Raw genomic sequence first — 19,039 nt, forward strand, 5'->3', positions numbered from 1 at the left:
GGCCGCTACCGGACCGGGTCCCCTGGGAAGGCCAGGACCCCGCGCCCGGTGCGGGGGACCAGCACCGGACCGGGGCCCCGGGGCGGCGACCACCCCGCGCCCGGTGAAGGCGACCCGCGCGGGAACGGACGACGGCCACCGCCCCGAAGGCCCCGCCAGGGAACGCGGCTCGGCCCCTGGCGGGCTCCCGGGGCGGGCGGCGGGGGCCTACTCGGCCCCGAACGGCGCCGGAGCCGTTCTCGCCCCCGGCGCACACACGATCCGGGTCAGATCCACCCGCGACTGGATCGCCAGCTTCCGGTAGATCTGCCGCAGATGGAAACTCACCGTGTGCGGCGAGATGAACAGCTCACCGGCCACCTGCCGGTTCGTCAGCCCCCGGGCGACGAGCTGCGCCACCTTCTCCTCCGCCCCGGTGAGACTGTCCCAGCCGGTCTGGGGCCGGGCGACGAGATTCCAGTGCCGCCGCCGCACCCCGAGCCGCCGCAGCCGCCGCCGCACCCGCGCCGAGTCGCGTTTGGCGCCCAGCCCGTCGTACCCGGCCATGGCCGCGTTGAACGCGCCGATAGCCCCCTCCCGGTCGCCCCCGCACAGCAGCACGCCCAGATCCTCGGTGGCCGAGGCGACGGCCCAGGGGTCCCCGTACCCGTCGACGGCCCTGGCCAGCAGGGTCACATCGCCGGTCAGCAGGGCCCGCCCGTGCGCCGCCGCCGCACCCGTCGCGGGCCGCGTCCGGGCCAGCGCCGCCACCTCCCCGGCGCAGTCCACGATCCGCGCCGCGAACTCCCGGTCCCCGGCGGCCAGCGCGGTACGGACGCACCACGCCGTCGCCGACGGGTCCTCCAGCACCAGCCGTCGCCGCAGCCCTTCGTCGTGACGGGCGTCCCGCAGTACCTCCAGCGCTTGTTCGGCCCCCCTCCGCGCGGCCGTCACCTGCGCTGTGATCAGGCACCGCATGGCCCACCACGGGCGCGACGGCCCGCCGGGCACGGTGGCGGACTCCCAGTGGCCCTGCCGTTCCAGGGCCTCGGCCAGATCGCCCCGGCGCAGCGCCACGGCCACCAGCACGGCCCGCAGATGTGGTTCGCACAGCGGCATCCGGGCCGCGTCGGACGCGGCGATCCCGGCCCGCGCGAGCTGCTCGGCCTCGGCCAGGTCGCCCCGGGCGAAGCTCACCCAGGACCGCAACGCGAACTGCAACGGGTCCAGTACCCCGTTGGAGTCGGCGTCGATGGTGCGCCGGACCGCTTCGACCATGACCGCGGCCCCGTCGAGGTCGCGGAGCTTGATCAGGATCCACGCCGTGTTCCACAGGGAGTTGTTCTGCCAGATGCCGGTGCCGTCGTCACCGTGCGCGGGGGTGCGCTCCAGCAGGCCCAGCGACTCGTCGATCCGTCCGTCGCCCCACAGGGACATCGCCCGGATGTTGCGGGCCGCCGTACACACGTCGCGTTCGTGGGCGGACTCGTCCTTCAGTACCTCGTCGGCCGCCGCCAGCGCGGCCCGTTCGTCGGTGTGGGACAGCATGGTGAGCCGCAGCAGCAGCGGCGACGGGCTGCCCTGGCCGGGGCCCGCCCCGTCCGCGGCCGGGTCCGGGGGCCCGCCCGCCGCGGCGTCGCACAGGATCCCCGGTACGGAGGCGGCCTCCCCGCGCAGCAGCAGCGCGGTCGCGAGCCAGGCCCGCAGCGGCCAGGTCCGGGCGTCCTGCCGGGCGCCGTCGCCGGGCCGGGCCGGATGCGCGCGCCGGTGTCCGGCGACCACGCGTTCGGCGACGTCCACCGCCCGGTGCAGACTGCCCGAGCGGACGAGCGCGGCGGTCGCCGTGGTGGCCAGCGCGATGTGCTCGGGCTGGGTCGGCGTGGTGATCTCCAGACCGCGCAGCGCGAGCGCGGCGGCGGCCTGCGGGGACACCGGGAGCAGTCGGTCCGCCGCCTCCCGGATGGTGGTGATGGCCTGGTCGTCGTCGGACTGGGCGCAGTGCACCAGATGCACCGCCGCGGCGGTGCCGTCCCCGAGCTGACCGAGGATCATGTTCGCCGCCTGCCGGTGCAGCAGGGACCGCATCAGCGGTGGAACGGTGCCCAGCACCGCGTACCAGATCGGTTCGCGGTGGAAGGAGAACTCCTCGGTGCCGCTGGTGAGAAGTCCCGCTGCCAGTGACTCCTGGAGCGGGCCGAGGAGTTGCACGGGTCGCTCGTCGGCCATCTCCGCCAGGTCGCGCGGCATGAAGGACGGACCGAGGACGGCCGCGACCTGGAGGAGCCGCTGGGTGCCGGGCGCGAGCCGGTCGAGCCGGTCGTGCATCAGCCGCAGGAACGCGCGCGGCAGATGCGCCCCGGGGTCGGGGGCGACGGCGGAGGTGAAGCCGGAGGCGAGCGGTTCCGCGACGAGCGACACGGTGCCCCCGGTGATCCGCAGGCACTGCTCGTCCAGCAGACCGCGCACCAGCTCCACGATCGCCTGGGGGCTGCCGCCCAGGCTCTCGCCGAGGGCCCGTACGTCGTCGCTGGGACGGGCGCCCAGGAGGTCGCCCATCAGTTCGGTGACCGCCCGGTCGTCGAGCGCGTCGAGCTGCGGGAGCCATTCCGCCCGGTGGATGGTCAGGTTGCGCAGCAGGAGGCTGTTCGCGGACCGCGCGTCCTCCGTACGCATCGTGAGCAGCCACCGCACGGGAGCGGCCAGCAGTTTGAGCGCCAGTCCGCACAGGGTCCGCAGCTGCACCGGGTCGGCCCACTGCGCGTCGTCCACGAGTACGAGCACCGGGCCGCGCCGCAGCCCCGCGTCGATCTGGGCCTGGACCTGCACGGGGCCCGCCGGACGTACCGGGCGCGGCACCCGCGGGGCGACGGCCCGGCCCGCGCCGACGGCGGGCGAAGCCGCCTCCTCGCCGCGCCAGGCGCCCCCGGCGGAGCAGTCGATCACGGTGAAGCCGAGTCCCTCGGCGAGGGCGCCCGTCTCCTGGAGGAGCCGTGTCCTGCCGCTTCCCGCGGGGGATTCCAGGAGGGTGATGCCGCCTTGGCGGCTCTCGGCGGTCGCCCGCAACGAGGCGCGTATCTGCTCCAGATGGCCGTCGCGGCCACGGAGCGGACGGCCCACGGCCGGCGGGAACTGGGGGACTGGGTCGTCAGGCTTTTCCAGGGTCTTCCCGTTCATGATCTCTCCTGCACGTGGGGGTGAGGGTTGAGTGCGTCGGGTGTTCCGTCGCCACGGGGCTCCGCCGGACGCTCCCGCCCGGCCGCCGGTACCGCGCACCACGGTCCGGGTACGGTGCCGGGCTGGTCCCGCCGGACCGGCTGCCCGGGACGCTGCCCGGGGAGGTCGAACGCTCTGGCCGACCGCCCTCGGTGTTCGGGTGCCACGGACATCGGGCACAGGGCGGTGGGCGCCGGGGGATTCGAATCCGGCGGCGCGTTCGTTGACACGTCATTGCGGCGGGTGCTGTCGACCATGTGCGCTGGTTCTCCGTGACGTCCGGTGCTGTTACCGACAGCCGTAGCCGTAACAAGTACCGGCTGCGTGAATGCTTCCCGTGGGATTCGGTCCGGTGAACAGGTGTGGGTAAGTCGGTGCGCATTCCTTGCCGGTCGGTGCAGCTTCCTCAGCATACGCACCGGTCAGCGACTCCGGGAAGGGTGAGTCCTGCGGGGCGGCTGTCGCACAAGGCATTACGGGCGCGATCTTCCGGACGGGGTCACGACATTCCGAGCTGGCGCATTTCATGTCGTCGGCGCGCCCCCTGGTTTGGAAGTCGGTATGCGGCGATCTGGCGCCAATGAACGGCTATGTGATGTGCCGTGGACAAAGCGGGCCGAGGGGCTGCCGGGGTGCCTGGGGGCGCGGCGTCGGCTGGGGGACGACGGGAGGAGCCGGTCGTGGGCGGCGGGCGCGGACGGCCGCAGTGGTGACCCTGGTCCGCGCGGGGGCCGGTCCGGTCCTGCCCCGCGGGCGTGGACGGGAGCCCGTGCGGCGCCCTTCGGTCCGAGGCGGATTCCCCCGGGACGTACCGGGCCGCGGTCACGGGTTCCGGATGTCACCGGGGTGCGGAAGGGGCGTGGTCGGAGGGGGTGCGGAGTGGTACGGCAGGGGGTGGCGGGAAGGTATGGGCCGCGCGGCCCGGTGGTGGGCGGGATGACAGCGGGCGGGCGTCCGCCGCCGCGCCGGGCCGTCCGCCGGAGCGGTCAGGGAGGGGACACGACCGGACAGGAACGGGCGAACAGCCACCCGTAGCGGGCTTCGTGGGCGACATGTCCCCCTGTCCGGGGCAGCGTACGCCGGAGCGGCCGAGCGGGACGGAGCACGTTCCGGAGCGCCCGGCGTCACCTTCCTCCCCTCCGGTGCCGCGCACGCCCCGCCGTGGCGGTCCGGAACTCCCCGGTCGGGGCGCGATTCGCGGTTTCCGGTGCCCCGTCGCCGTGTCGCCGGGAGGGGGTGATCCGTCGGGGCGCCCGGACGGTCACGGTGGTGTCGGCGTGCGGCTCCGTCGGTCCGGTAGGCGTACCCCCGCGCGCAAGCGCCGGTGATTCGCTCTCCCCGCACATCAACGCTCCCCCGCCGGACGCCACGCGCCCCCTGTGGTGCCCCTGGCCGTCACGGCCGCGGACGCGTCTGCCCGCTGCCGCAGCCGGGACTCCGGGGGCGCAAAGGGAATGCGTCTCCATGGGGTGATGGCCGGGAATCCGTTCGTTCCGGCCATCGGGACAATCCGTCTGACCGTTTGTTCGCACGATCGTCCGGCGAAAGAAAGAACACCGTATTTCCGCTCGGTACGGAATCCCGGGAAGAACTGCTTCCCGGTCCGGGGGAGTGGGTTACGGCGCGAGCGCGGATATGGGGAACTCAAACCGCCGCGCGCGCCGGGAATTCACCCCGGGGAGCGCTGTGCCGTCCTGTCGATGTATCCGGATTGAACGAAGTTCAAGGCGTGGGCCGGTCGCCCCGAGTGAATCCTGGGGGATGAATCCGCACTCCGCAATACGGTGAGCGCGGCAGAGTACCGGAAGGCCCGGTACGCCGTGCCGCCCGGGGGAAATCAGCCTCACGTGCTTCCGATGGCGGCGCGTGGGGGCAAGGCCGAGCGCGCAGGGTGGGGAGTGTGGGGAGTGCGGGGCGGAGACGCGCCCACCCGCGACGCGCACTCACCCGCGACGCGCGCCCACCCGCGACGCGCCACCCGCCACGCGCCCACCGCGACCGCGACCCGTCGAGCGCGGCCATCGACCGCGACCTGCCCAGCGCGACCCCGCTGACCGCGTCACCCCGACCGCGTCGCCGGCGGCCGGGCACCCCCGTAGACGGCCCCGACCAGAACGTCCGATCCCGGGGTTCAGTGGTACCCCACCGGGGAATGGCAGAGGAACTCCTGTGTCCCACCCGGCCGGAACGTACGGCGGCGCGTACGAGAGGAACGGGGACGATGAGCGAGAGCCCGGTACCCGGTCAGCGGGCCGACCCCGACCGCCCCGACCCGCCCGACCGCCCCGACCCGCCTGACCGGTCCGACGAGCCCGACCGCCCCGACGAGCCGGATGAGCGGTACGAGCTCGACCCGCCCGCCCCGCCCAACCGACCCGATGGGCCCGGCTGGTCCGACGAGCAGGACGAGCCGGACGAAGCAGACCGGCCCGACCGGCCCGACCGGGTCACGGTGCGGAGCCCCGTCCGGCCCGAGGCGAGCGAGGCGTGCCGCTATCTGTGCGCCGGGACCCATCTCGACAAACGGTTCCGCGACACGGTCATCAACGAGCTGTACGTACACGAAGAGCGCTTCGCCGCACCGTCGTTCGGGATCGACGCGGCCCGGGTCCTCGCCCACGCCCTGCTGGCCCGTCGGCTGGAACTGCGGTGGGCGCTCGCGATCCTGGCGGTATGGGTCGCCGCCCTGCCGCTCACCGGCGGGGAATTCCTCTGGATCATGCTGCCCTCGCTGCTGTTCACCGCCGTGTCGAGGACGCGGCGGAGACTGCGCCGGGCATCGCCCTTGCTGCGCGCCCTCGGCACCGTCCTGCGCTGGTACGTCACGCTGATGCTGGTGGCTGCGATGCTGACCATGTTCCCCTTCTGGGACGAGGCCCGGCAGCTCGGGTCCGGCCTCCTGGGGCTCCTCCTGCACCCGCCGGCGATGTTTTTCTCGTTCGTGCCGTGGCGAGAGCTCTCCGCCTGGATCGACTGGCCCGATCCTCTGGTGCCGTCGTACGTACCGTTCCTGGTGCTCGCCGTTCTCGTGGGGCTCCGGCAGGGCGGCTTCGCCCGGCTGATGGACGGACCGCTGTCCGCCGCCCACTTCCCCGACCCCACCGTCGATCCGGCCGAGGCGGTACGGGACGGCCGTGCGCGTCGGCTGCTGGCGCTGGTGCGCCGGGAGCAGCACTCACCGCTCGCGATCTACGACTCGGCCGACCCCTTCCGGGGCGCCGGCGAGCCCTACGAGCCCTGGACGCTCACCGTGGAACTGCGCCCCCGCGCGGGGCATCAGCCGGAGCCCGTGGACAACCGCGCGGCGCTGGAGCGGGTCCGCCCGCTGGTGGAAGCCCTGCGCACACCCTCCCCGCACGGGTCACCGCGGGCCGCCGAGGTGGTGCGGGACCGGCTGCGGGAGCTGGAGGTCGACGAGTGCGTGTTCCTGCCGCCCGACGGACTCCGGCGCCGCGAGGAGGCCCCGTACGACGCCGAGCGTTTCGCGGTGCAGCGCCGGGAGGCGATCGAGGAGGGCGGCGAGGCCCGCCGTCACTTCCTGCGGATCAGGGTCGGCGGCTGGGAGGGCGAGCTGATGGTCACCGTGTACGTCCGCGTCCACACCCAGGGCGGCATGCTGATGCTGGAGGTCGCGCCCTATGTGCTGCTGCCGGTGCTCCGCGAGTTCCGGGACGCCGACCGCACGGCACACCGCTACGTCCACAACAGCGTGTTCAGCAAGGCGGTTCGGGCGCTGACCCGTACCCCGTCGTCGCTGGCGGGGTCCGTCGCCCTGCTCGGCGGCTGGTCGGGCAGCGGCTGGAACGTGGCGGTCGAGGGCAACAGGGGCGCGCTGCCCGAGGGTCCGGCCCTCGCCGTCCGGGAACTGGGCGCGAGCGACGAGGCGTCCCTCTTCGAGTGGATGGACGTACGGCGCTATCTTCAGAGCATCCAGGAGCGGGTGGGGGAGGGCGTCAAGCACGCTCTGTACGACGCGGGCTGGCAGACGGCCGCCTTCGAGCAGAAGATCGTCAATGTCAGCGGCGGGGTCTACATCGAGTCGGCGCGCAACAGCGCCTTCGGCTTCGGCGAGCGGTCCACCGCCGTCACGGACAACAACACGAACCGGGGGACGGGAAATGAGCAGCGACGGCAGTGAGCGGGACGGACCCGGCGCGGGCATACGGATCGGTTCCGTGTCCCACAGCGCACTGAACTTCGGCTCGCATGGCTCCGCGACCACCACCAACTCGCCTCCCGGGACGGCCGGTCCGGGTCAGGACGAGTTGCTCGCGGCGGTCCGGGCGCTGCGTGCGGACCTGACGCGTCTTGAGGCCACCCGGGACGCCCAGATCCTCGACGCCGAACTGGTGGCCACCGAGGCGGAGATCACGGGTTCCGGCGGCGCGGGCCCCGGCAGGCTGGCGCTCCTGCGGGACTCCCTGGCCGACGCGGGGCAGGTCGCCGGCGCCCTCGTCTCCGGCGTGGCCCTCGCCGAACTGCTCGCCGCGCTGCTGGGCGGCTGACATGAGCGAGGGCGTACCCCGGTGGAATCCGGAGACCCAGCGCTGGGAGCGGGACCCGGGGCCGCAGGGGGCGCCGCCCGCCCCCGGCTGGGCGGGCGGCCCCGGGCAGGCGGGCGGCCCCGGGTGGGGCGGCGGATCGGGGTGGGGCGGCGGCCCCGCTCCCGGCGGCGGTCCCGGCTGGGGCAGGGGTCCGGTGATCGCCCTGGTGGCCGGCGGGGTCCTGGCCGTGGCGGGGGTGGTGCTGTGGCTGACCGCGGACCGGGACGGCGGCGGGGGCGACGAGTCCCGGCGGACGGACAGCACCGGCTACCACTGGTCACCGCCCGCGACGGGCGGTTCGCAGACCTCGCCGACGGGCGGCGGTGCGTCGCTGGACTCGCCGGACGGCACGGGCGGCACGAACGGTACCGATGGCACGACCCCGGGCGGGCAGGACACGGCGCCGGGTGGCGGGGAGTCCCCTTCACCGGGGTTCGTCCGGGTCACGGAGCCCACCAGAGGGTTCACGATCGCCGTACCCGAGGGCTGGGAGCACTCGCTGGAGGACGGGTCGGTGTTCTACCGGTCGCCCGACCAGCGTGGTCTGGTGCAGGTGTTCGGGGCGTCGGGGGCGGACCCGCTGGAGGCGGTCGGCCTGGCGGAGCGGCCGCTCAAGTCCCGGGAGGACTACCGGCGGCTCGCCCTCGGCCGGGTGGACAGCGGCCCGGAGAACCCGTCCGGGGACGCGGCCGAGCTGCACTACTCGTACCGGAACGAGGATGTCGGCGGGGTCCGCGAGTGCGTGGACCGGGTCTTCACCGGGACCGACGGCAAGCAGCACGCCGTACTGGCCTGCTCACCGCCCGGGGCGGCCGGGCTCGCCGCCCGCCGGGTGCTGGACACGGCCCTGGCGGACTTCGCCCCCTGACCCGCCGCTGACCCGTCCCCTGGGACCCGCCCTGGGGCAGCCGGCCGGACCGGCTGCCCCAGGGCGTCACGCGGTGTGGTGGACCACCACGGAGATGACCCGGACCTCCTGGTCCGACATGTTGCGGTACTGATGCGGGGTCGCGGAGTCGAACGCCAGCGAGTCGCCCGCCTCCAGGACGTAGGTCTCGAAGCCGACGTCCGCGTGCAGGGTGCCGTGCAGCACGAGCTGGTACTCGCGGCCGTCGTGGCGGATCGGGGCACGGCTGTCGGTCGACCGGCCGAAGGGCTGGTACACGACCTCCAGGAAGTCCACCCGCGCGTCCTGCTGGGGGGTGAGCCGCTCCCAGCGGACCCCGCTCGCCAGATCGATGGTGCGCCGCCGGCCCCGGCGCTGGACCACAGGTTCCTCGGGCAGCGCGAGGGACGGCGGGGGGACGGGATCGAGGTCCGGGAGGCCGTCGGGGTCCGGCAGACCGTCGGAGCCGGGGCCCGGACCGGACGCCGCCACCGCGCCGACCGCCATGGCCAGCCGGGGCGCGGTCCCGTTCGCCGCCATGGCCGACCGCGGCTCGTCGGCCCGGCGCGCGGAGGAGGGGGACGTACTGTCCTCGCCGACCCCGAAGAGATAGTCGAGGGAGATGCCGAGCGCGTTGGCGATCCCGTAGATCACGCCCGCGGACGGGGCGGTCTGGCCGCGTTCCACCTGTGAGATCAGGCTCGCCGAGCAGCCCGCGAGCCGGCCGAGTTCGCGCAGGGACAGGCCGCGTTCGGAACGGACCCTCCTCAGTCGCGCGCCGAGTCCGGGACTTCCCCCCGCTGGCTTCATGGCGGCTCCTGCTTCTCTTGGTGCGGTCGGTCCGGTCGCTCCCGTGTCTTCGTGCACATGCCGACTGTATAGGAGTGTGCACCGCTGTACAGCATGGCTGACATGGTGCACAGCTGTCACCCGATCGGGGGCGATATTTCAGATTGGGGTGGGGTTTGATTTAACCCTTGACAAGAATGCTGCACGGAGCGTGCACTATAGCGCACAAGCCCCTTCCAGGAGGGCGCACAACCTTGTGTGGAGGTTCTCGCTGTGACAGTCAATGAACGGTCCACTTCGCGCAGACGGGCCGGCTCGGCCCGGACAAGAACCCCCGGTGTCCGCTCCGGCGGCGCCCTGCTCGCCACCGCCCTCGCCGTCACCCTCACCGCGTGCGGCGGTACGAAGGACTCGGCAGGCGCCCCGAAGACCTCCGGGGACGGACCGAGCGGCACCCTGCGCGTCGGCACCAACCAGCAGTTCGACGACTGGGACACGGTCAACAAGCAGAACAGCACGTTCTCCTCGCTGGTCTACGAACCGCTGATGAGCGTGGCCCCCGACGGCTTCACCCTCAAGCCCCAGCTCGCCACCTCCTGGAAGGAGACGCCGGAGCACATCGAACTCACCCTCCGCTCGGGCGTGGTCTTCCACGACGGCACCCCGTTCGACGCCGCGGCCGTGGTCAAGAACCTGGAACGCGTCAAGAGCAGCCCGAGCCAGTACCGCAGCCAGCTCGACGCCGTGAAGACGATCACCGCCGTGGACGCCACCCATGTCCGGATCGACCTCAAGCAGGCCGCGCCCAGCCTGATCAACAACCTCGCCCGGCTGGGGATGTTCATGGTCTCGCCCAAGGCGCTCGCCGACGGCACCTGGAAGACCAAGCCGGCCGGTACCGGCCCGTGGGCCTTCGACGCCGCGAAGACCACCAAGGGGCTGCGGACCGCGGTCAAGGCCTTCGACAAGTACTACGACAAGAAGTCCGTCGGACCCGCCAATGTCGAGATCACGCAGATCAACGACCCCGACAGCCTCTACAACGCGCTGCGGGCCGGACAGCTCGACGTCGTCTGGACCACACCCCCGCTCGCGTCCCGCGCGGACAAGGAAGGACTCAAGTCCACCTGGTTCCCGTCCGTGCTCTGGCACCTCCAGATGTACGACACGGAGGGCGTGTTCAAGGACAAGAAGTACCGTCAGGCCATCTGCCACGCGATGAACCCGCAGGACTACATCGACGCGGCGCTCGGCGGCAAGGGCAAGACCCACCTCCAGCGCATCCCGGAGGGCCAGCCCGGCTACGACGCGGCGCTCGGCGGATACCCCTTCGACCTCGCCAAGGCCAAGAAGCTGCTGTCCGAGGCCGGCAGCGCACCGAAGTCGTTCACCCTGATCAGCTATGACACCCAGCGCACCATCGCCGAGCTGTTCCGCAGCCAGATGGAGAAGATCGGGATCGAGGTCGAGCTCGAACTGCCGAACTTCCCGCAGTTCCTGAGCACCTACCAGAACGGCAAGTACCCGGCCTCCATCCTCTCGGACGGTTCCCGCTCGGGCGCCTACGACTACTACAACCGCAAGTTCGCGCCCACCGCACCCGGCAACCCGCTGAAGGCGCAGTACCCGGAGCTGACGGCCGCCGCCGAGGAGGGCCTTGCCGCCAAGACCCCCGACGCACGCGAGACGGCCTGGAAGAAGATGTCCAAGATAGTGAACGACGAAGCGCTGGACTGCGGTTACTTCGACTACTCCGGCTTCTGGGCGTACAACCCCAAGAAGGTCGACAACATCGTCTCCACGACGAACGACGTGGCGGTCTTCCGCTACAAGGACGCCAAGATCGTGGGCTGACCGGACGCCGCGTCCCCGGATCGCGGGAACCTCCCCGCGCCACCCGCAGACCGCGGGCACGGACCGTGCGCCCGTACCCCGGTCCGCCCTCGCCGACCCGCCGCCCGGCCGGCTGCACCCGGCAACCCCGTACGCGGCCCTCGCCGACGCCACCCGTCGCGAGAACCAAGCGGTGACCAGGCAGTAACCAGGCGGCACAGCACCACACACGTGTCACCGGCACCACGCACCACGAACATCACCAGCACCACCAGCACCACGCATCACGTACCACCGGCACCACGCGTCACGAGAACCACACACCGCAGCAGCCGATCCGCCGGGTGGACCCACCCCACCGAACCCCGGCCCGCCTCCCACGGCATCCGCAGGACGCCGCACGAGGCGCCGGAGCCCCACGCCGCCCCCCCCGCTGTGCACCTCTCAGTACCCACCCTCCGTAAACCCCGGATGGAGAACCCACCCATGAGCAGCACACCGCCTTCCGCCGCGCACCCCGATCTGGTGCTCCTGAACGGGCGCGTGACCACCATGTCCACCGACGCCCGCAGCGCCGAGGTGGAAGCCGTCGCCGTCAGCGGCGAGCGGATCACTGCGATCGGCACCAGCCGGGAGATCGAGGACCTCGCAGGTCCCGGCACCACCGTGGTGGACCTCGCCGGGCGGCGCGTCGTCCCCGGGCTGATCGACTCGCACGTCCACATCGTCCGCGCCGGACGCACCTGGCGCGACGAGGTCCGCTGGGAGGACGAGCTCACCCTGGAGAGCGGACTCGCGGCCATCACCCGCCGCTCCGCCGAGCGCCCCGCCGGCAGCTGGATCAGGGTCATCGGCGGCTGGCACCCCGCCCAGTTCCCCGAGAACCGCGGCCCGAGCCGCGCGGAACTCGACGCCGCGGCCCCCGACAACCCGGTCTACGTACAGTTCCTCTACGACTGGGCCGTCCTCAACACCGCCGCGATGCGTGTCCTCGGCGTCGACCACGCACTGGTCCGCGAACTCGCCGAGGAGGGCTTCGACCCGGCCTCGTTCGAGACCGGCGCCGACGGCGAACTCACCGGCAAGGTCAACGGCACCCCGCTGATGGAGTGGTTCTACCGGCGGATGCCGAGCCCCACCTTCGAGGAGCAGGTCGCCTCCACCGCCGAGATGTCCCGCGAGCTCAACCGGCTCGGGATCACCGGCGCCATCGACGGCGGAGGCTTCAACAGCGGCCCCGACGCCTACCCCGCGATCCGTGAGACCTGGCGCCGCGGTCTGCTGACCGTCCGCAGCCGCCTCGCCGTCCACGCGTCCCGGGCCGGCACCGAGATGGACGAGCTCGCCGGCTACCTCCGCTTCACCCCGCTCGACGTCGGCGACAACATGCTGCGCGTCATCGGCTCCGGCGAGGTCGCCCTGTACCGCACCGTCGACAAGATCGCCCACCCCGTCGTCATCGACGACGAGGTCCGCGACCAGCTCCGGCAGATGTTCACCGACCTGGCCCGCAACCGCTGGACCGTGCACACCCACGCACACCACCACGAGACCATCGACGCGGTCCTCACCGCCTGGGAGCAGGTGCACGCCGAGCACGACATCAGCGATCTGCGCTGGTCCCTCGTGCACGCCGAGCCCCTGCGGCCCGTCGACGTCGACCGGATCGCCGCCCTCGGCGCCGGTGTCCTCGCCCAGGGCCTGTTCCGCTTCCAGGGCGACGAGGCCATCACCGCCTGGGGCGCCGAGACCGTCGCCGAGGCCCCGCCGCTGCGCACCCTCATCGAACGGGGGATCCCGCTCGGTCTCGGCTCCGACGCCATGCGGGTCGCCTCGTACAACCCCTTCGCGACCCTCGCCTGGTTCCTCAACGGCCGTACCGTCACCGGCAACGACACCCTGGACCCGCGGCATCTGCTCACCCGCGAGGAGGCGCTGCGCGGCTACACCGCCTCCGGTACGTGGTTCAGCTTCGAGGAGAACGAGCGGGGCCGCCTCGAACCCGGTCTGCTCGCCGACCTCGCCGTCCTCAGCGACGACTACCTCACCGTCGACGAAGAGGTCATCCCGCGCATCGAGTCCGTGCTGACCCTCGTGGGCGGCCGGATCGTCCACACCGCGAAGCCCTTCGCCGAGCTGCCCGTCGCCCACCCCGTCACCCAGGGAGTCAGCCGTGCCTGAGAACACCTCGACCGACGAGCGCCGCCTGCTGATCAAGGGCGCCACCGTCCTCACCATGGACCCCGGCTACGGCGACCTCACCACCGGTGACATCCTGATCACCGGGGACCGCATCACCGCCGTCGGACCGGACCTCGCGGACCAGGTGCCCGGCGACGCCGAGGTCATCGACGCCCGCGGCATGATCGCCATCCCCGGTCTCATCGACACCCATATGCACGCCTGGCAGACCCCCCTCAAGGGACTCCACGCCCGGGGCTGGACCGGCGACGACTACCAGCGCGAGGTCTTCTACCTCCGCGAGCACTTCGGCCCCGACGACATCCACGACGCCACGTTCTCCGGCTCCGTCCAGATGCTCGACGCCGGAGTCACCGGGGTCCTCGACTTCTGCCACAACGTCATGTCCCCCGAGGCCGCCGAGGCCGGACTGAGCGCCCACCGCCGTACCGGCCAGCGCGCCCTCTTCGCCTACGGGATGCTCGGCAGCTTCGGCGCCCCGCCCGAGGACCACGCCTGGCGCCTGGAGCACGTCCAGCGCCTGCACGAGGAGATCAACCTCGGCGGCGACGGACTGCTCAGGGTCGGCATGGCGCTCGGCTCCATCGAGTACGGGTCCATGGACCGCGTCACCAAGGAGATCCTGCTCGCCCGGGAACTCGGGATGCGGATGAGCGTCCACCAGAACCCGCCCGGCCAGATCCGCGCCCTGCACGAGGCCGGACTCCTCGGCTCCGACATCGTCCCCGCGCACGCCAACGCCGCCGACGACAGCGAGCTGGCGGCGCTCGCGGCCTGCGGTGGCGGTATCTCCTTCACCCCCGAGGGCGAGTTCGGCGGCGGCCGGTCCATGACCATCCTCAACCGCGCCCACCGCGCGGGCGCCCGCCCCAGCCTCGGCATCGACACCCACGCCCGGGTCTCCATCGACCTGTTCGCCGCGATGCGTCTCACCTTCCTGCTGATGCGCAACGTCGACGCCACCACCGAACGCGAGGCCGGCCGCTGGCCGCTGGAGCACAGCCCCGGCGTCCCCCTCGTCCAGCCCCGCGACATGCTGGAGTTCGCCACCGTCAACGCCGCCGCCCACCTCGGTCTCGGCGACGAACTCGGCCGCCTCACCCCCGGCCGGCTCGCGGACGTCGTCCTCGTCGACACCGAGCCCTACGGTGTCGCCCTCGGCGACCCCGCCGCGCACATCGTCCTCCAGACCACCCCGCGTGACGTCGACACCGTCATCGTCGGCGGCCGGATCCGCAAGCGGGGCAAGGTCCTCACCGACCTCGACCCCACCGCCGCGGGCGCCGCGACCCGCCGGGTCCGCGAGCGGGTCTTCGCCGACGCCGCCGCGCAGGGCGGACCGGTCCCGGACCTGGGACCGGTCCGGTGACCAAGTTCCTTGTGCGGCGGCTGCTGTCCGCACTTCCCACCCTGCTGCTGGTGTCGGTGTTCGTCTTCAGCCTGGTGCACATGACGCCCACCGACCCGGTGGCACAGATCCTCGGCGAGGGCGCGCCGGCCGAGGACAAGGCGGCCATGACCGCCCAGCTCGGCCTCGACCGCTCGTTGTTCGAGCAGTACGTGGACTGGCTCGGCGGCGCCCTCGGCGGTGACCTCGGGGCCTCTCTCTACACCAGCGTCCCCGTCACCGAGTCCATCGGCACCGGCATCGGCATCACCCTGTCGCTCGCCATCGCCGGTATGGTCATCGCCCTGGCCGTCGGTGTCCCGCTCGGGGTGCTCGGGGCACTGCGCCCCGGCACCGTCGCCGACCGGCTGCTGACCACCGTCGTCGCCCTCGGACTCGCCGTACCGAGCTTCTGGCTCGCGATGCTGCTGGTCCTGGTCTTCGCGGTCAACCTCGGCTGGCTGCCCGTCGTCGGCTACACCCCGCTCACCGAGGACCCCGCCGCCTGGTTCCAGGGCATGATCCTGCCCGCCCTGGCCCTCGGCTCCCACACCGCGGCCGTCATCGCCCGGCAGACCCGCAGCGCGATGATCGACGCCCTGGAGTCGCCGTACGTCCAGACCCTGCTGGCCCGCGGCATCAAACGGCGGCGGATCGTCCTGCGGTACGCCACCAAGAACGCCATGGTCCCGGTCCTCGCGGTCATCGCCATCCAGATGTCCGTCCTGGTCGCCGCAAGCTTCGTCATCGAACGGATCTTCGCGGTCCCCGGCCTCGGCACCCTCCTCATCGACAGCGTCGTACGCGCCGACTACCCGGTGCTCCAGGGCTCCATCGTCCTCGTCGCCGTCATCGTCCTCCTGGTCAACCTGGGCGCCGACGTCCTGTACGGCGTGATCAACCCGAAGGTGAGGCCTCAATGAGCACCCACCAGGCACGGGCCGGCACCTTCAGCCGTCTGCTGCGGCAGCCCGTCACCGTGATCTGTCTGGCCTTCCTCGCCCTCCAGATCACCCTCGCCCTCGCGGCCCCGCTCATCGCGCCGTACGGCCCCACCGAGATCAGCGTCGCGGACAAGCTCCAGGGTCCCAGCGCCGACCACCTCCTCGGCACCGACGACCTCGGCCGCGACACCCTGACCCGGCTGATCTACGGCACCCGCACCGCGCTCCTCGCCTCCGGCGAGTCCGTCGCCATCGGGCTCGTCCTCGGCGTCGGCCTCGGACTGTTCGTCGGCTACCGGGGCGGCTGGTGGGACCGGATCGGCATGCGGATCGCCGACGTCATGCAGTCCATCCCCGCCCTGCTGCTCGCCCTCGCCCTGGTCGCCGTCCTCGGCAACGGCCTCGGCAACGCGATGCTCGCCGTCGGACTCATCTTCGCCGTCAGCTTCATGCGCATCACCCGCGCCGTGGTCCTCGCCGAACGCGAGAAGCTGTACGTGGACGCCGCCCGGGTCCTCGGACTGCGCCCCCTGTCGATCATGTTCCGCCAGGTGCTGCCGAACGTGTCGCCGCCCCTCATCGTGCAGGCGTCCATCGCGCTCGGCACGGCCCTGCTCATCGAGGCGACCCTGAGCTTCCTCGGCGTCGGCGTCGACACCACCGCGGTGAGCTGGGGCGCCATGCTCGACGCGTCCCGCCAGCATGTCGCCGAGCACCCGCTGCTCGCGATCCTGCCCGGCGCCGCGATCACCCTGAGCGTCCTGGTCTTCAACCTGTTGGGGGACGGGTTGAGGGACGCCGGGTCGCCCCGGTCGGCGGGGGCGACCCGGCCCGGCAGGTCCAAGGCCCCCGCCGGGACGACCGTCCCGGCGGGGCCCGGGGACCCCACCGGCATCGGCCCGGCCGCCCTGACCGACCTCGCGCCGGCGAACACCCCGGCCGAACCGGCGGCGGACGGCCCGATGGACAGCACGGCGAAGGCCACGGCCACGGTCACCGACCGGCCCACGGCCGAAGCCGTCCCGGCCACCGCGACCGCCACGGCACTCACCACCGTCCGCGGCCCCGCACCGGCACCCGCCGACGCCCTGCTCCGCCTCGACGGGCTCACCGTCACCGACCCCGGCGGCGCCCAGCTCGTCTCCGGGGTGTCCTTCCACATCAACCGCGGCGAGACCTTCGGCCTCGTCGGCGAGTCCGGCTGCGGCAAGTCCATCACCGCCTCCGCGATCCTCGGACTGCTGCCCCGGGGCGTCACCGTCGCCTCCGGCTCCATCCGGCTCCAGGACACCGAACTCGCCGGACTGCGCGGCGAGAAACTCCGCAAGGTGCGCGGCGGACGCGTCGGCATGGTCTTCCAGGACCCGGGCTCCGCGCTCTCCCCGGTGCACACCGTGGGGCGCCAGCTCACCGACGCCATCCGCGCCCACAGCGACCTGAACCGCAACCAGGCCACCGAACGGGCCGCCGAACTCCTCAACCTCGTCGGCGTCCCCGCACCCCGGGAACGGCTCAAGGACTACCCGCACCAGTTCTCCGGAGGCATGGCCCAGCGGGTCGTCATCGCCGGCGCGCTGGCCTGCGACCCGGAGCTGCTCATCGCGGACGAGCCGACCACCGCGCTCGACGTCACCATCCAGGCCCAGGTCCTCGACCTGCTCGCCGGACTGCGGGAACGGCTGTCGATGTCGCTGCTGCTGATCACCCACGACCTCGGTGTGGTGGCCGACAGCTGCGACCGGATCGCCGTCATGTACGCCGGCCAGATCGCCGAACAGCGCACCGTACGGGACGCGTTCGCCACTCCCCGGCACCCGTACACCGAGGCCCTGCTGGCCGCGGTACCGCACCACGGGAACGGCGACGAGCCGCTCGCCACCATCCCCGGACGGGTCCCCCCGGCCTGGGACTGGCCCCAGGGCTGCCGCTTCCACCCGCGCTGCCCGTACGCCACCGACGCCTGCCGCACCACACCGGTGCCGGTCGACATCGACGGGGTGCGCTGTCTGCGGGCCTCCGAACTCGACCTGGCAGGTGCCCGATGAACGACAAGGCCACGGACCGCGCCCCGGACACCACCGGCCCCGCGCCGGACGGCACGGCCCCGCTGCTCTCCGTCGAGAACCTCTCCGTGCGCTACCAGCTCGGCCGGGGCATGACGGGCAAGCCCAAGCTGCTCACCGCCGTCCGGGACGTCAGCTTCACCATCGGCGCCGGACGCACCCTCGGCCTGGTCGGGGAGTCCGGCTCCGGCAAGAGCAGCATCGGACGGGCCATCCTGCGCCTCGCCCCGGTCTCCGAGGGACGGGTCCTCTTCGACGGCCAGGACATCGCCGCCTTCGGCCGGCGCACCCCGCCCTCGTTCAACCGGGACGTGCAGGTCGTCTTCCAGGACCCGCTGTCCTCGCTGAACCCGCGGCAGACCATCGGTGTCACCCTCGGGCAGGCCCTCACCCGGCACCGCCCGCTGTCCGGCGCCGAACGCCACCGCGAGATCGCCGACTCCCTGGACCGGGTGGGGCTCTCCGGCTTCCACGCCCAGCGCTACCCGCACGAACTGTCCGGCGGCCAGCGCCAGCGGGTGGCCATCGCCCGGGCCCTCGCCACCCGGCCCCGGCTCATCGTCTGCGACGAACCGGTCAGCGCCCTGGACGTGTCCACCCAGAGCCAGGTCATCAACCTGCTCAAGGAACTCCAGCGCGAACTCGGCGTCAGCTATCTGTTCATCGCGCACGACCTGGAGGTCGTCCGCCATATGAGCGACGACATCGGGGTCCTGTACCTGGGACAGCTCGCGGAGTCCGGACCGGCCGAACGGGTCTACCGGGAACCCGCCCATCCCTACACCCAGACCCTGCTGGCCTCGACCCTGGTCGCCGACCCGGCACTCCAGTCCGAGCGTTCGGCGCGGCGGCGGGAGCTCGCCACCGACGCCGAACTGCCCAGCCCGCTCGCGCCGCCCCCGGGCTGCGCCTTCCACCCCCGGTGCCCCCGGGCCGACGACCTGTGCCGCACCGAGGGACCGGTGCTGCTGCCGGTCACGGGCACGTCGTCCGGTTCGCTCGCGGCCTGCCACCACACCGGGCCCGTCCCGGTGGCGGCCCCCTGACCCGTCGCCCGGACCGCGGACGGCGCGGTCCGGGCGACGGACCCACCCCTCGTCCCTCCTACCCCTCCGGTGTCCCCCGAGCCGTGCCCTCCGCGCGGCCGGCCCACCCCACCGCACCCGCCCACCTGTCCGCCCCCTCGTACACGGAGACCC

11 protein-coding genes are annotated in these 19,039 nt (G+C 72.8%); 9 read left to right on the forward strand and 2 right to left on the reverse strand.

The window, feature by feature from the left end:
• Nucleotides 1–207 precede the first annotated feature (207 nt).
• On the reverse strand, nucleotides 208–3,153 hold the full coding sequence (locus OG711_RS35130) for a helix-turn-helix transcriptional regulator (RefSeq protein ID WP_329562700.1): 2,946 nt from the start codon (nucleotides 3,151–3,153) through the stop codon (nucleotides 208–210).
• A 2,260-nt stretch (nucleotides 3,154–5,413) separates the two neighbouring features.
• Here OG711_RS35130 and OG711_RS35135 point away from each other — a divergent pair.
• Genes OG711_RS35135 through OG711_RS35145 form a run of 3 tightly spaced genes read left to right on the forward strand, consistent with a single transcriptional unit; the run spans nucleotide 5,414 to nucleotide 8,604 of the window.
• Nucleotides 5,414–7,330, forward strand: a complete 1,917-nt coding sequence (locus tag OG711_RS35135) for a hypothetical protein (protein ID WP_329562702.1) — start codon at nucleotides 5,414–5,416, stop codon at nucleotides 7,328–7,330.
• Nucleotides 7,311–7,697, forward strand: a complete 387-nt coding sequence (locus tag OG711_RS35140; RefSeq protein WP_073788965.1) for a hypothetical protein — start codon at nucleotides 7,311–7,313, stop codon at nucleotides 7,695–7,697. Before OG711_RS35135 ends, OG711_RS35140 begins: the two co-directional genes overlap by 20 nt.
• Nucleotide 7,698: 1 nt before the next feature.
• Entirely contained in the window at nucleotides 7,699–8,604 is a 906-nt protein-coding gene (locus OG711_RS35145) for a hypothetical protein (RefSeq protein ID WP_329562706.1), read from the forward strand.
• A gap of 66 nt (nucleotides 8,605–8,670) precedes the next feature.
• Here the strand turns inward: OG711_RS35145 and OG711_RS35150 are convergent, their stop codons facing one another.
• On the reverse strand, nucleotides 8,671–9,432 hold the full coding sequence (locus OG711_RS35150; protein ID WP_073788962.1) for a helix-turn-helix domain-containing protein: 762 nt from the start codon (nucleotides 9,430–9,432) through the stop codon (nucleotides 8,671–8,673).
• A gap of 252 nt (nucleotides 9,433–9,684) precedes the next feature.
• Here OG711_RS35150 and OG711_RS35155 point away from each other — a divergent pair, with 252 nt between their 5' ends.
• The 6 genes from OG711_RS35155 to OG711_RS35180 all read left to right on the forward strand — a co-directional run bounded on the left by OG711_RS35155 (nucleotide 9,685) and on the right by OG711_RS35180 (nucleotide 18,886).
• Nucleotides 9,685–11,265 carry an ABC transporter substrate-binding protein gene (locus tag OG711_RS35155; protein WP_329562708.1) on the forward strand — a complete coding sequence of 527 codons (1,581 nt, stop codon included), beginning with the start codon at nucleotides 9,685–9,687 and terminating at the stop codon, nucleotides 11,263–11,265.
• A gap of 465 nt (nucleotides 11,266–11,730) precedes the next feature.
• A complete protein-coding gene (locus OG711_RS35160) occupies nucleotides 11,731–13,425 on the forward strand; it encodes an amidohydrolase (RefSeq protein ID WP_073788958.1) in 1,695 nt (564 codons plus the stop codon).
• Nucleotides 13,418–14,815, forward strand: a complete 1,398-nt coding sequence (locus OG711_RS35165) for an amidohydrolase family protein (protein WP_073788956.1) — start codon at nucleotides 13,418–13,420, stop codon at nucleotides 14,813–14,815. The genes OG711_RS35160 and OG711_RS35165 overlap by 8 nt, the downstream gene beginning before the upstream one ends.
• Nucleotides 14,812–15,756, forward strand: a complete 945-nt coding sequence (locus tag OG711_RS35170) for an ABC transporter permease (RefSeq protein ID WP_073788954.1) — start codon at nucleotides 14,812–14,814, stop codon at nucleotides 15,754–15,756. The genes OG711_RS35165 and OG711_RS35170 overlap by 4 nt, the downstream gene beginning before the upstream one ends.
• Nucleotides 15,753–17,822, forward strand: coding sequence for a dipeptide/oligopeptide/nickel ABC transporter permease/ATP-binding protein (locus OG711_RS35175; RefSeq protein ID WP_073788952.1), 2,070 nt, complete (start codon nucleotides 15,753–15,755; stop codon nucleotides 17,820–17,822). Before OG711_RS35170 ends, OG711_RS35175 begins: the two co-directional genes overlap by 4 nt.
• Nucleotides 17,819–18,886 carry an ABC transporter ATP-binding protein gene (locus tag OG711_RS35180; RefSeq protein ID WP_073788949.1) on the forward strand — a complete coding sequence of 356 codons (1,068 nt, stop codon included), beginning with the start codon at nucleotides 17,819–17,821 and terminating at the stop codon, nucleotides 18,884–18,886. Before OG711_RS35175 ends, OG711_RS35180 begins: the two co-directional genes overlap by 4 nt.
• Nucleotides 18,887–19,039 lie beyond the last annotated feature (153 nt).

This window comes from Streptomyces uncialis, from assembly GCF_036250755.1.
In the GTDB taxonomy this organism is placed as follows: Bacteria; Actinomycetota; Actinomycetes; order Streptomycetales; family Streptomycetaceae; genus Streptomyces; species Streptomyces uncialis.